Annotated in this window: 13 protein-coding genes; 6 read left to right on the top strand and 7 right to left on the bottom strand. The window is 40.5% G+C overall.

Going from position 1 to position 13617, the window contains the following annotated elements; all coding sequences use genetic code 11:
- Positions 1–71: 71 nt before the first annotated feature.
- From MRT15_RS01490 to MRT15_RS01500, 3 genes are read left to right on the top strand one after another with little or no spacing between them, the layout of a single operon-like run.
- Entirely contained in the window at positions 72–1463 is a 1392-nt protein-coding gene (locus tag MRT15_RS01490; protein WP_304327235.1) for a TldD/PmbA family protein, read from the top strand.
- Positions 1464–1470: 7 nt separating this feature from the next.
- Positions 1471–2817, top strand: a complete 1347-nt coding sequence (locus MRT15_RS01495) for a TldD/PmbA family protein (RefSeq protein WP_304327236.1) — start codon at positions 1471–1473, stop codon at positions 2815–2817.
- A gap of 45 nt (positions 2818–2862) precedes the next feature.
- Entirely contained in the window at positions 2863–3345 is a 483-nt protein-coding gene (locus MRT15_RS01500; protein WP_304327238.1) for a hypothetical protein, read from the top strand.
- A 5-nt stretch (positions 3346–3350) separates the two neighbouring features.
- Here the strand turns inward: MRT15_RS01500 and MRT15_RS01505 are convergent, their stop codons facing one another.
- The 3 genes from MRT15_RS01505 to MRT15_RS12515 all read right to left on the bottom strand — a co-directional run bounded on the left by MRT15_RS01505 (position 3351) and on the right by MRT15_RS12515 (position 5895).
- The gene (locus tag MRT15_RS01505) at positions 3351–4190 is read right to left on the bottom strand and encodes a D-aminoacyl-tRNA deacylase (RefSeq protein WP_304327240.1); all 840 of its coding nucleotides are present in this window, start codon (positions 4188–4190) and stop codon (positions 3351–3353) included.
- A gap of 37 nt (positions 4191–4227) precedes the next feature.
- Positions 4228–5481 (bottom strand): asparagine--tRNA ligase, encoded by a 1254-nt coding sequence (gene asnS, locus MRT15_RS01510; protein WP_304327242.1) that lies wholly within the window; start codon positions 5479–5481, stop codon positions 4228–4230.
- 189 nt (positions 5482–5670) lie between these two features.
- Positions 5671–5895, bottom strand: coding sequence for an ATP-binding protein (locus MRT15_RS12515; protein ID WP_369684933.1), 225 nt, complete (start codon positions 5893–5895; stop codon positions 5671–5673).
- A gap of 150 nt (positions 5896–6045) precedes the next feature.
- On the opposite strand from MRT15_RS12515, the gene ppdK reads away from it, so the two are divergent.
- The gene (gene ppdK, locus MRT15_RS01515) at positions 6046–8706 is read left to right on the top strand and encodes a pyruvate, phosphate dikinase (protein ID WP_369684934.1); all 2661 of its coding nucleotides are present in this window, start codon (positions 6046–6048) and stop codon (positions 8704–8706) included.
- Here the strand turns inward: ppdK and MRT15_RS01520 are convergent.
- Genes MRT15_RS01520 through MRT15_RS01530 form a run of 3 tightly spaced genes read right to left on the bottom strand, consistent with a single transcriptional unit; the run spans position 8703 to position 9880 of the window.
- Positions 8703–9068, bottom strand: coding sequence for an MGMT family protein (locus tag MRT15_RS01520; RefSeq protein WP_304327246.1), 366 nt, complete (start codon positions 9066–9068; stop codon positions 8703–8705). The genes ppdK and MRT15_RS01520 overlap by 4 nt on opposite strands.
- Entirely contained in the window at positions 9040–9537 is a 498-nt protein-coding gene (locus MRT15_RS01525; RefSeq protein WP_304327248.1) for a hypothetical protein, read from the bottom strand. The genes MRT15_RS01520 and MRT15_RS01525 overlap by 29 nt, the downstream gene beginning before the upstream one ends.
- Entirely contained in the window at positions 9503–9880 is a 378-nt protein-coding gene (locus tag MRT15_RS01530; protein ID WP_304327250.1) for a DNA polymerase ligase N-terminal domain-containing protein, read from the bottom strand. The genes MRT15_RS01525 and MRT15_RS01530 overlap by 35 nt, the downstream gene beginning before the upstream one ends.
- Positions 9881–10010: 130 nt before the next feature.
- Here MRT15_RS01530 and MRT15_RS01535 point away from each other — a divergent pair, with 130 nt between their 5' ends.
- On the top strand, positions 10011–10541 hold the full coding sequence (locus MRT15_RS01535) for a 4Fe-4S dicluster domain-containing protein (protein WP_304327252.1): 531 nt from the start codon (positions 10011–10013) through the stop codon (positions 10539–10541).
- Positions 10538–12421, top strand: coding sequence for an aldehyde ferredoxin oxidoreductase family protein (locus MRT15_RS01540; protein WP_304327254.1), 1884 nt, complete (start codon positions 10538–10540; stop codon positions 12419–12421). Before MRT15_RS01535 ends, MRT15_RS01540 begins: the two co-directional genes overlap by 4 nt.
- Here MRT15_RS01540 and MRT15_RS01545 read toward each other — a convergent pair.
- Positions 12418–13599 carry a YgeY family selenium metabolism-linked hydrolase gene (locus MRT15_RS01545; RefSeq protein ID WP_304327256.1) on the bottom strand — a complete coding sequence of 394 codons (1182 nt, stop codon included), beginning with the start codon at positions 13597–13599 and terminating at the stop codon, positions 12418–12420. The genes MRT15_RS01540 and MRT15_RS01545 overlap by 4 nt on opposite strands.
- Positions 13600–13617: the final 18 nt, after the last annotated feature.

Consider the following 13617-nt stretch of genomic DNA (forward strand, 5'->3'; position numbering starts at 1 on the left):
CGTCCCCCCACCATAATGCATGTGTAGTTAACTATAATTAGTTTTAAGGATATATTTTGTTTTGATCTGTTATGTCCCAGTTAAGTGATGTTTTGAGTATTATGGATGAAGCCTTCAAGGGAGGGGTTGAGTCGGATTTCACTGAGATTAGGTTTCATAGGAGGCGTGAATTATCGGTTCTCGTTAGGAATGGGGAGGTGGAGAGGGTTGGTGGAGGATCTATTTCAGGTTTCTGTGCTAGGAGTCTTGTTAATGGTGTGTGGGGCTTTTCATCCACAACGGAAATCTCCAGTAGTGGTGTTAAATCCATCATTGAATCTTCAGTGAAGTCTGCTAAAGCTCTCATTGGGCGTAGTGTTAGGAGGGTTCAATTGAAGGATAGGAAGACTTTTAGGGATACATATATTACGCCGATGAAGAAGGATCCATTGAATTTGAATGTTGAGGATATGGTTAAGGAGTGTCTTGAAGTTCATAAGTTCATTAGAAGCATATCCCCACTAATAACCTTAGACTCCATTAGCATGGGCGTTATCGACGATTACCATGTATACTCCAGTAGTGATGGTTCTTTCATAATTCAGAGGATTGTTAGATGTTCTGGTGGATGTTCCGTTACTGCTAGGGAAGCTGGGAACATTGCCACTGGATATGAGAGTGTTGGAGCTCAATCTGGTATGGAGATATTTGAGGAAACACCATTAATTGGAGCCGCTGAAATTGCAGCTAAACGTGCTGTTAGGTTGGTGAATGCAAAGCTTCCTAAGGGGGGCTTTCATAAGGTAGTCTTAGATAAGGATATAGTTGGTTTATTGGCGCATGAAGCTGTAGGTCATACTGCTGAAGCTGATCTAGTTTATTCTGGAAGCTACCTTTCTGGGAAGATTGGTGTGAAGATAGTTTCCCCACTGATAACATTAGTTGATGATGGTAGGTTTGAGAGGGGGTTTGGAACTATGATGTATGATGATGAAGGTACACCCACGCAGAAAACGGTCATAATTGATAAGGGGGTTTGTAGTGGATACCTGCATTCTAGGGAGACTGCTTATGAAATGGGTTTTGAGCCCACTGGGAATGCTAGGGCTTGGACTTTTGAATATGACCCAATAATTAGGATGAGGAACACGTACATTGAAGCTGGGAATTATGAATTTGAGGAGTTGCTTGAAGATGTAGACTATGGTTATCTACTTATTGGTGGTAGGGGTGGTCAAGCTGATTCGACTGGTGAGTTCATGTTTGGTGTTCAAGAAGTTGTTGAGATAAAGAATGGTGAGCTTGGTGAGCATTATAGGGGGGTTACAATTAGCGGTAATGCCTTTGAAGTTTTAAGTCTCGTTGATGCTGTTGGGAAGGATTTTGCTTTGCGGAGGGGGATGTGTGGTAAGGAGCAACCAAACTTTGTTGGTATGGGTGGACCCAGCCTTAGGACTAAGATAATTGTGGGTGGAGGGAGGTGAATGCAAAATGCCTTCAACCTTTGAGATAGCTGAGAAGGCTGTTAGAATCACTTGTAATATGGGTGCAAATGAAGCTGAAGCCTACGTGGAGCGTAGCAAGGTTTTAGAGGTGTTCTTGGAGCGTAATGACTTCAAAACCGTTAGGGTTAAATGGCATGCTGGTATAGGCATTAGAGCAATATACAATAAGAAGGTTGGCTTCTCATATGCTTCAAGCTTAACATCCTCAAGTGTAGAGGAAGTTTGTAGAGAGGCTTTCAAGAATGCTAAGCTTTCACCTGAATTGAAGGATTGGGTTTCACTGCCAAGTCCAATGCCTCTACCAAAAGTTGAAGGCACCTTCTGCAATGAAATTGCCAATATCTCTGAATCGCAGCTTGTGGATCTCGCCAAGAGGGGGTATGAAGCTATATTTGAAGCTGATAAGAGGGCTAGATGTGATGATGGCAAGATATCTGCAGTTGTTGAGGAGACTGTTATAGCTAATAGTAATGGTATCCTTGTTGGAGAGGAGGGGACTGCGATAAGTGGTTATATTGTTTGTGTGGCTTCTGAAGCTGGTAAAACTTCAAGCTTCGCCACTAGTAGTGGTAATGCTAGGATGTTATCACAATTTAAACCTGAAGATATTGGGCGTGAAGCTGCATTACTTGCAGTTAGATCTCTTAATCCACGTAAAATTGAATCCTTTAAGGGTAAAGTGTTGCTGGAATGGATGCCGGTTACAAGCATAATGCTCCCAGTAATTGGGTTTAGTGTTAATGCTGATATGGTTCAGAGGAAGAGTAGCTTATGGGCTGGGAAGATTGGTGAAAGAGTGTGTTCAAGTAATATTAGTATTGTGGATGATGGAACTCTTCCGGGAGGGATGGCTACATCAAGATTTGATGATGAAGGTGTGGCTAGGAGAGTTACTCCAATAATATCCAATGGTGTTTTGAAGAGTTACCTCTATGACTCATATACTGCATTTAAGGAGTCTAGGGAGAGTACTGGTAATGCTGGTAGAGCATCCTATGCCTCCATGCCATCAATATCATTTTCAAATGTGATTTTCAATGAGGGGGTTAAGAGCATTGATGAACTCATTTCAGAAGTGGATAGAGGCCTACTTGTTGGTAGGTTTAGTGGGAATGTAGAGCCTGCATCTGGAATATTCTCTGGAACTGTTAAGCAGAGTGTATACATTGAGAATGGTGAGGTCAAATTTGCAGTTGAGGAGACCATGATATCTGGGAATATATTCCAACTTTTAAGTGGAAATGTGGTTTTAGGGAAGCCTAGGAGGATGCTGGGAGGTGCACATGTCCCTCCAATATTGCTGGAAGATGTGAACATAATATCTAAAACATAAAATTTTTCTCTCCATTAGTGGGATAGTTAATTGTAGTGTTTAGTCATGTTTACAATACATATTTTGAACGTTAAGGATTGGTTTAACTTCCTAAATGAGTTTACAGCCTTCTTGAAGAGTGATGAATTTCTCAAAGCATCAAGATTTTCAGAGGTTAATTTGAAGATGCGTTTTCATGGTACTTTACTCTTGGATGTTGATGGTGTTAAGAGTGTTGGGGATTTTGAGTATTGGGATATTTATGGTGATGGTGCTCCAATAGGGTATCTTGAAGTTGCATATATGGATCAGCATTTCTTCGCCCTCTCCGTGGAGGCTATAGATGCACTTCTAAGTGATGATGAGTTGAGGGATTTCATGTTGAGTGGGGCTAGTTGGGCTTCACCAGTTGCACCAATATCCCTATCCTTAACATTTGATGTTTCTGATGATGTTAAGAGGTTAATTGGGAATTTCGTTTCAAATTATCGTGACGATTACCCAAACAATATTGCTAGGAAGTTTGTTCCAAGAGCCGTTATATGTTGATTCCACTATATCTTAATCCATTTCAAACCTACCTTTTCAAGGTATCCTATTGTCATATCCCTCTGCTTCTTATTAAGCCCTTTCCAATCTATTAGTGCATATTCCACTTTCTCATCGCTCCTCTCCACAGCCATTTCAATTTCCCTTACAGTTATTTTGTCGTATACGTATTCTGGTACTATGTGTCCAATGGCGTACTCTGTTTCAAGAGTTTTCTTGGTGAATGATGGTGCATAGTGAGGGCCTCCAAACCCAGCGGCTATCTTAAATTCTCCCTTTTCATCAATTTCCCTTGCAACATTCATTATGGCTTCAGATACTATGTATGCTGCAGATTTATCTCTCCAATTCTCCTCCCTACTTCCAAGTTCCACGAATATTGTTGGTGTATTATGTATGCTTGGTCCATGATGGGTTACTTCCAACCCCACCTTATATCCTTCCAGCATCTTTTCATCTTTAAGTTTATTCAGCCATTTCAACATCCTCTTTATTGTTGATGGTGATGATATTGCTATGCTTCTAGGCTTCCCCCCCATACTCGTATCATCAGTCCAGTTTCCCGGAGTGTGGGTTAATAGTGCTGGTATCCCGCTTTCTGAGGAGTGTCTCGATGCAAATATGAATATTTTCGCTTTGAATTTTTCCTCCAAATTCTCTGCGTATATTGAGTCTTCTGGTATGTCTACGATCAATGCATCTATATCCCTATCATGGTATGCATATTCAACTCCAATGCTCTTCTCACTTAACTTATGATTCTCCAGTATTCTCATTTTTATGTTTTGTGCGGCAATATCCATTTTTGATGTGAATATTATGATTTTTGCTTCAACTTTCTGCATTACCAATCAGCTTGCCAATATATTTCGATCTGTAAATTTAAATCATTTTGCCAGTTCTGAATAGTCTTGGAAATGGAACTGCATCTCTTATGTGATCTAATTTGCATATCCACCATGTCAATCTATCTATACCCATTCCAAATCCTGCATGTGGTACGGAGCCATACCTCCTCAAATCCAGGTACCAGTCATAGTTTTCTGGGTTAAACCCTTCCCCCTTTATCCTTTCAATTAGTTTTTCTATGTTGTCTTCCCTCTCCCCTCCAGTGGCCATTTCACCGTAACCTTCTGGTGCAAGTAGGTCTACAGTTGCACCCATACCACTTTTATCCTTTAATTCCTTAACGTAGAATGGCTTATACTTCAATGGGTATCCAACTAGGAATATTGGTTTGTTATGCTTTTTAGTTAGTATGTATTCTTCATCTCCACCTATTTCATCTCCAACATTTATGTTTACCCCCTCCTTTCTAAGTTCTTCTATGGCTTCTTCGTAGCTTATCCTTTTGAATGGTGGCTCTATCCCCAAGAGTTCTTCTGGATTTCTGTTTAGGAGTTTGAGTTCATATGGGCATCTCTCCGCCACTGAGTGGCATATGTATGAGACTAGCTCCTCCTCTAGTTTCATTAATTCATCTAGGTTCATCCATGCTGCTTCAGCTTCTAGGTGCCAGAATTCCGCTAGATGCCTCCTAGTTCTCGATTTTTCAGCTCTGAAGGATGGTGCTAAGCACCAAACTTTCTCATATGTGAATATCATTATTTCCAGGTATAGTTGTGAGCTCTGCGTTAAATATGCTGGTGTGTCGAAGTAATCTATTTTGAATAGTGTTGCCCCTCCCTCACATGCTGTTGTAACTATTATTGGTGGTGAAACCTCTATGTATCCATTGTTCATGAAGTATTCTCTGCTGGCTCTAAGTATTTCGCTTCTAACCCTAAATATTGCTTGATATCTCTGTCCCCTAACGGCTAGATGCCTCTTCTCCATCAATGTTTCTGGGGAGTGCTCCTTCTTCCCAAGTGGGTATGGTGTTTCTGCTAGATGCACTATCTCTATGCCATTAACCACGAATTCCCTACCTTTTGGCGCTCTATCTTCAAGCCTCCATTCCCCCTTAAGTATTATGCTTGATTCTTGAGTTAACTCTTCAGCTTTATTCCAGTCTTCATTACTCACATTTCCTCTTCTAACTACGCATTGCGTTATTCCATCCCTATTCCTCAAGTCTATGAATATTATGTTTCCATGTTCCCTCTTCTTTAAAACCCATCCACGTATAGTCTCCATCTCCTTTCTTCAACTCCAATTAAAAATATAGATTGAATGTGGGTTAATTTAATCTTTTGTATATTTACATGTGCTTTATTCATTTCATATTGAATCTTAACGTATCATTTTCATTATCTTATACATTTTTTACATTGAATTTGAAGATTAGGAAATAAAAAATAATTGTGTAATTTATTTATTTTGCTCCTAACCACATGAGCTATGTTTTATCGCTTGAGTGGGGCATGCTACTACACATGCGCAGCACTGTATGCAGTTATCTATGTTTTCCACCACTGATTTTCCATTCACTATCTTGTATACTGATGTTGGGCATACTCTGACGCATTCTCCTTCGCCAGTGCATTTGTCATGATCTATCTCGATGGTTATTCCCAGTGATGCACTTGTCCACTTCTTTATGTTTGCCATAAACAGTCAATGAGTATTTAGAATAGTACAAATATTTAAGTTTTCCAATTTACGATTATTTTGATGTAAACAATAGGTTTTTAATTGTGTTCTCCATAATTACAATCATAATTTAGGTGAATGGGTTTGGTTGGTGGTAGGGCTGGCCAAATGGTCTACACATTTGATGAGGCAGATCCAAATAATGTTAAGTTGCTTGGAGGTAAGGGTGCGGGGCTTTGTTTAATGATGCAACAGGGGTTGCCGGTTCCTCCAGGGATAATAATAACCACTGAAGTTTGTAGAATGTTTTATGAGGCTGGGGAGAAGCTTCCAGATGGTTTAATGGATGAAGTTAGAGGGAAGATGAAGTATATTGAGGAGAAGACTGGGAAGAGGTTTGGTGATCCTGAGAATCCATTGCTTGTTTCGGTTAGGTCTGGTGCACCTGTATCTATGCCTGGAATGATGGATACAGTTTTGAATCTTGGGATTAATGATGTTATTGTTAAGGGTTTAGCTAAGCAGATGAGGGATGAGCGTGCTGCATATGATGCCTATAGGAGATTCCTTCAAATGTTTGGGAGGATTGTGCTTGGAATTGATGAGAAGCTTTTCAATGAAGTTTTCGAGGAAGTTAAACGTAAGTATGGTGCTAAGACTGATGCTGAACTTGGTGTTGAAGGACTTAGGGAGGTTGTTGAGAAGTTTAAGGGGATTATTAAACGGGAGTATGGTGAGCTAATTGAAGATCCATGGAAACAATTGGAGCTTGCAATAAAAGCTGTATTTAAATCTTGGAATTCTCCGAGGGCAGTCTTCTATAGGAAGGCTAACAATATAACCCCAGATATAGCTGATGGAACTGCAGTTTCCATTGTTGCAATGGTTTTTGGTAATATAGGTGAAACTTCAGGTACTGGTGTTGTCTTCTCGAGGAATCCCGCCACTGGTGAAAATGAGTTGTATGGTGAATTCCTCGAGACTGCTCAAGGTGAGGATGTGGTTGCAGGGATTAGAACTCCTAGACCTGTTAGTGAACTTAAAAAGTTGAATCCAAAACTCTATGAGGAATTGTATGCTGGAGCAAAACTTTTAGAACGTGTTAAGAAGGAGGTTCAAGATATAGAGTTCACTGTGGAGCGTGGAAAGATATACTTCCTACAGACTAGGAATGGCAAGCTTGGACCAATAGCTAGGGTTAAAACCGTTGTGGATATGGTTAAGGAGGGTATACTGACAAAGGAGGAAGCTCTGCTTAGAGTTTCACCCAATCACGTTATACAATTATTGTATCCAAGGATAGATGCTTCAGTTAAAGCTTCACCAATAGCTTCAGGGCTTCCATCATCTCCGGGGGCTGTTTCCGGGATGGTGGTTTTCACAGCTGATGAAGCTGTGGAATGGAGTAAGCAGGGTAAGAGGGTTATATTGGTTAGGGAGGAAACGAAGCCTGATGATGTTCATGGAATGTATGCTTCAGTGGGGATATTGACCAGTAGGGGTGGTATGACTAGTCATGCAGCTGTGGTTGCTAGGGCTATTGGGAAGCCATGTGTGGTTGGATGTGAAGATATAGTTGTGGATTATGATAATAAGCTTTTCAGAGTTAAGGGTAAGGATGTCGTTGTTAGGGAGGGTGAATACATAACCATTGATGGATTTTCTGGGAATGTGTATTTAGGCATCGTTCCAACGGTTGAACCTAAGATTCCACCTGAATTGGAGGAGCTTCTCTCATGGGCTGATGAGTTTAGGAGGCTTGGGGTTAGAGCCAATGCAGATATACCTGAGGATGCTGAGATAGCTAGGAAGTTTGGGGCTGAGGGTATAGGTTTATTGAGAACTGAGAGGATGTTTAGGGCTCCAGATAGACTTGAAGTGTTTAGGAATGTGATATTATCTTCTGATGCTGATGAAAGGAGGAGGAATCTCGAGAAGCTTGTCCCACTATTGAAGAAGGATTTCATTGAAATCCTTAAGGTTATGAATGGCCTTCCAGTAATAATAAGATTATTTGATCCCCCACTACACGAGTTCCTTCCAAAGGAGTCTGAGCTCATGTCTGAGATTATGGATTTAAAGTTGAAGGGAAAGTTTGAGGAGGCTGCTGAGAAGGAGAAGCTTCTTAAGAGAGTTTCAATGTTGACTGAAGCTAACCCAATGATGGGTCATAGGGGAGTTAGGGTTGGAGTTGTTTATCCAGAGATTTATATGGCTCAAGCTAAGGCAATATTTGAAGCTGTTGCAGAGCTAATTAAAGATGGATATGACATTAAAGTTTCAGTAATGATACCGCAGGTTAGCGATGTTAAGGAACTAATATATGTTAAGGAGCACGCTATTGATGTTGCTCATAGGGATGTTGAATCCAAGTATGGAATTAAAGTTCCATATAAGTATGGGACTATGATAGAGGTTGTACGTGCATGTCTAACTGCTGATGAAATTGCCCGTGTAGCGGAATTCTTCAGCTTTGGAACCAACGATCTTACACAAGCAGTATACACATTCAGTAGGGATGATGCTGAAGCAAAGTTTCTGCCAAAGTATCTTGAGCTTGGAATATTGGAGTTCAATCCATTTGAGACCATTGATGTCAAGGGTGTTGGGAAACTCATGAAGATGTGTGTTGAGGAGGCTAGGAAGGTTAGGAAGGATATTGAGATAGGGATTTGCGGTGAGCATGGTGGAGATCCGAAGAGCATAGAATTCTGCCATAAGATCGGCTTGGATTACGTTAGTGCTTCACCATACCGTATACTTGTAGCTAGACTTGCAGCTGCACATGCGGCTTTAAAGGAGAAGGGGCTAAAACTAGCCGAATACTAGCATAGTAAGTCCATAATGTCTGAAATATGTTCAGATAAAATCTTACCATTTTTTGATACTTTTACACCTTCAAATTCCAGTAACCTTTTCTTAAATATAGTTCCTCCAAGTCCACTATATCCACCAAAACTTCCATCACCCTTTACTATCCTATGGCATGGGTAGATTACTGGTTCATCATTCATTTTAACAATCTTCCCAACCATTTTTGGGTTTATTTTTAAAGCTTTAGCTATGCTTCCATATGTTGATACCCTTCCCTCTGGAATTAATTGCATGAGTGCCTTAACGATCTCCACGTAATCCTCTAATTTTGCCCTCCTAATCCTTCCCTTATTGACATCGTATACTAGTATTGTCATCTAAATCGCCTGGGAGTTTTGATAAGTATCTAGCTTTCTTAACCCTACTCCTATCAACTTCTACCTCCTTCCCCCTATATACGACTACGTGTTTCACGTTGAGCGTTTTACCCGTTACCTTTTCAACTTCATCCATCATGAAGTGTAATTGTATGCAGTGTGGTGATCCATCTACTGTTAGCACCACTATTTCCTCTATGGGTACTCTTGCCACTATTGAGGCTAGTTTTAGGCATGCCATGTTGAAGTGTTCCCTTTCCAGACATACTTTTAATGCAACTCTCCCCTCAACGTACTTCTCCACTATTTCCGGATGCTCATATGTTAGGCATGATCCTATGAGTAGTATCCTCCTTTTATCTCTAAGCTCTCTGCTTGCGGAGTTTGTCTCCATTAAATCCCTTAACTCCAATATTTTCATACCTCCACTCACACTATTTCTTGAAGAAGAGCCAATTGTTTTCACCACTCTTATCATACTTTAATAGTACGTATTCCCCCTTAAGCTTCTCCCCATTCAGTTGGAATACTATCTTCCTATCCGTAACTTCTATTGGCTTATATGTCCCCTTATCCCATATTTCCACTTTTCCAGCTCCATAATGCCCCTCAGGTATTACCCCTTGGAAGTTTGCGTATTCCAGTGGGTGGTCTTCAACCATGATAGCCAATCTCTTAACCCCCTTCTCAGTTGGGGGTTCTTTTGGGACAGCCCAGCTCTTTAACACACCATTCATTTCAAGTCTCAGATCCCAATGTAGCCTTCTAGCTTCATGCCTATGAATTACAAATATACGTTCTTCTTCACTCATAGTTCATCAATTCAATATTCTAATGTTCATTGGAATTAAAGGTTGCGTTTACATGGATTATTTGGATGCTAAACCTTAAATATGGTTCTCAAACAAATATTAGTATTGCTAAATGGGATTGGTGTATTTTATGGCTGTGAAATCTCAGATTTGGATTATGAGGGATTATGCCAATTGTAGTGGTTGTAGGCTTTGTGAAGTTGTTTGCAGCTTGGTTCATGAGGGTAAGATATGGCCTGAAGCTTCTAGGATTAGGGTTTTCAAGTTTGTCCCAGGGGTTGAGTTCCCACATTTCTGTTCTCAGTGTGAGGACTATCCATGTGTGGCTGCATGTCCAGTTAAAGCTTTATCCGTTAATGAAAGTACTGGTGCAGTTATTGTTGATGAGAGTAAATGTATAATGTGTGGGAAATGTATAGATGCATGTCCAGGACGTATTCCCCATAAGCATCCAGCTAAGAATCATGTGGTCATATGTGATCTATGTGGTGGGTATCCAAAGTGCGTTGAAATATGTCAGAAGGCTAAGTATAATGTGTTGTGGATTGTGGATAGAAGTGGATTGGGTAAGCAGACTAAGCTTTATGCAAGGACACCTAAGGAGATTTCAGATGAACTTGTAATTAGACTTTATGGTGAATTTGGGAGGCGATTCCTATGATTGGAGGTTATTGTGGTAAAATATTGGAGGTAAATTTGAGTAAAAGCAAAATTCATGTTGCTGATGCCAATGAGGATGTGCTTAGACATTACATTGGCGGTAGAGGTCTTGCAACGAAGATACTATGGGATAGGCTTGGTAGTAGGTGGAGTAAAGTTGACCCATTATCCCCTGAAAACCTATTAATAGTTGCCACGGGACCCCTAACTGGATTCTACCCTGGAGGCAGAATATGCATATCTGGTAAGTCTCCACAAAGCAATGGGATTATAGGCTCTACTGTTGGAGGTGAAGCCGGCATAGATTTGAAATGTGCTGGATATGATGCAATCGTAATTGAAGGTGCATCTAAGGATCCAGTATACTTATGGATTAAAGATGATGAAGTGGAAATTAGGGATGCCTCAAAATATTGGGGTTTAGATGGTAAGGATACAGTTGTAAAGTTGACTAAGGATGCCGTAGATTACTTGAATAGCAAGTATAGACGATTCGGGGAATGGAAAGATCCATCCATCCTATACATAGGTCCTGCTGGTGAGAGGCTGTGTAGGGTTGCTGTGGTTATGGAGAAGTGGACTCATGCTGCTGGTTACGGTGGTTATGGAGCTGTGATGGGTTCCAAGAAGCTTAAAGCCATTGTGATAAAAGGTTCAGGTCCTCTGCCAGAAATACATAATCCAATAAAATTCCACAACCTACTGTACAGGGCATATGATGAATGTATCCGTAGGGATGGTATGCGGAGGTGGGGTACTGGTTCTGGTGGATATAGTGTTGGAGCAATGCAGAGTTCTGAACCTGTGAAGAATTGGCAGGAGGAGTGGCATGATGAGAGGAGTTTCGGTGTAGATGAATTTGAACGTAGGGTTTGGATTAAACGTTATTGGGGTGATTATGGTTGCCCAACAACATGTTTGAAGATTGCGTTAGTTAAATGTGGCCCATACGCTGGATCATTAACGGATAATCCAGATTACGAGTTGCAAGCATATCTCGGCACAAATTTGGGAATATTTACTCCAGAAGAAAATGTTTATGTTGCATCCATTGTTGATGACCTTGGAATATGCGGAATAAATGGTGGTAATGTTCTTGGATTTGCCGCTGAACTATATCAACGTGGAATATTGACGAAGGAAGATCTTGGAGGTTTAGATTTAAGTTGGGGGAATGCAAAGGCCTTTGGTGAACTTGCAAAGATGATAGCATATAGGATTGGCATTGGAGACATACTTGCAGAGGGTACTTATAGAGCTGCTTTAAAGCTTGGTAAAATGAAGGGGGTGGACCTACTCCCATACGCTGTTCAAGTTAAGGGTGTTGCTGTGGGTGCTCATGGTATAAGGAGTAGGATGGATTACCCAACACCCATAGCTTATGCATGTTCAGTTCAAGGTGGAGATCACACTTCAGTGGCCAGACTACCCATAGATTCTAATGGTGGTGAAATTGTTAGGATAATGTGTGATTCCGCTGTGGTCTGCATATTCAACTTCTTCCCAAATCCATCGCTAATGTGGGAATTCTATGAGGCTGTAACTGGAATTAAGATTAATCCACATGATTGGTGCTATAGTGATGGACTTAGAATACTACATATTCAACGTGCAGCTTTACTGCTAGGTGGACCAGACTTCTATTGGGATCCAAAGGTTCATGATGATAATCCACTGAGATTTTACGAACCTCTACCCACTGGCCCATATAAGGGTCAAGCTGCTGATAGGAGTGAAGTTGAGAATTTGAAGAAGCAGTATTACGAAGCCGTTGGGTGGGATGAGTATGGAATACCTAGAAGTGATAAATTGAGGGAGCTTGGACTTGGAGATGTGGATTTAGCTTTAGAGGAGGTTAGGAAGAGGTTAAAGCATAGTTAGATCATCAGCTTCCTATCCAAAACTTCCAAAATCTTTTTATATCCTTCAACAGCTCTATCCATATCCTTTAAACTTATCTTCTCATTTGGTTGATGTGCCATCTTCCAATCTCCAGGTCCGAATCCAAATGTCTTTATATTTGAGTTTGCTATATAGACGCCATCTGTACTGAAATCCCATACCATATACCTTCCACCCATAGCTTTGATAAGTTCTCTAATTCCCATATCCTCCAATTTTTCAATGCTCATTAGCCATGCTGGGAAGAAGTCTTTCACCTTCATTGATGCTCCAGTCCAACATTTAACTTCCTCTTCAACTATTTCCACAAATCCATTCAAAGCTTCTTTACTGCTTATTAGTTCATTAACTAGTTCCATTAGCGGTTTTATGACGCTACTTTCATCTTCACCTATGATCATTCTCCTATCAAAAATTACTTCTGCTTCATCTGGGATTTGTGGTAGCCCTTCAGGTTGACATTTAATTTTTATTGGGGTTATGGTGGCTTTCCCCAGTACTGGATGCATGGGGAGATTCAAATTCAATTTCTCCCTTAACCTTATAATGAATTTTGAAGCGGCTTCTATTGCATTTACCCCTAGATCTGGCATACTTGCATGGGCAGTTTTCCCCATCAATTTAACCCTTATTAGGCTTCTACCCCTATGCCCAATTGCCACATTTAGGTTTGTTGGTTCTATAAGTATTGCAACTTCCGGTTTATCCAATATCCCCTCTTCAATTATCCTCTTTATAGCTTCCCCTTCAACTGTTTCTTCATGAACTACGAATGCCAATTGAATGTTCACTTCAAATTCCCTTTTCAAGGCTTCTTCCATGGCTGTTATTAGTGAAGCTATTGGTCCCTTCATATCTACAGCTCCCCTACCGTAAACTTCATCATTCACAATTTTTGCATTGTATGGTGGATATTTCCATGCATTGATATTTCCAGGTGGAACGTGATCTAAATGTCCTTCAAATAATATGTTTAGATTGCTTTTACCCTTGGCAACAGCTATTACACTTCCATATTTATCTATTTCAACTTTATCGAAGCCTATTTCATTTAGCTTATCCTTTATGATTTCAGCTATTTCCCTCTCGTTTCCAGATGTGCTTGGGGTTGCTATGAGTTTTGATATTAGATTTTCCAGCTTCTCTCTATACTTCATTTGTTCATCGCCGCTAAT

Origin of the sequence: Candidatus Culexarchaeum yellowstonense (assembly GCF_024707025.1) — an archaeon.
Taxonomy (GTDB): domain Archaea; phylum Thermoproteota; class Methanomethylicia; order Culexarchaeales; family Culexarchaeaceae; genus Culexarchaeum.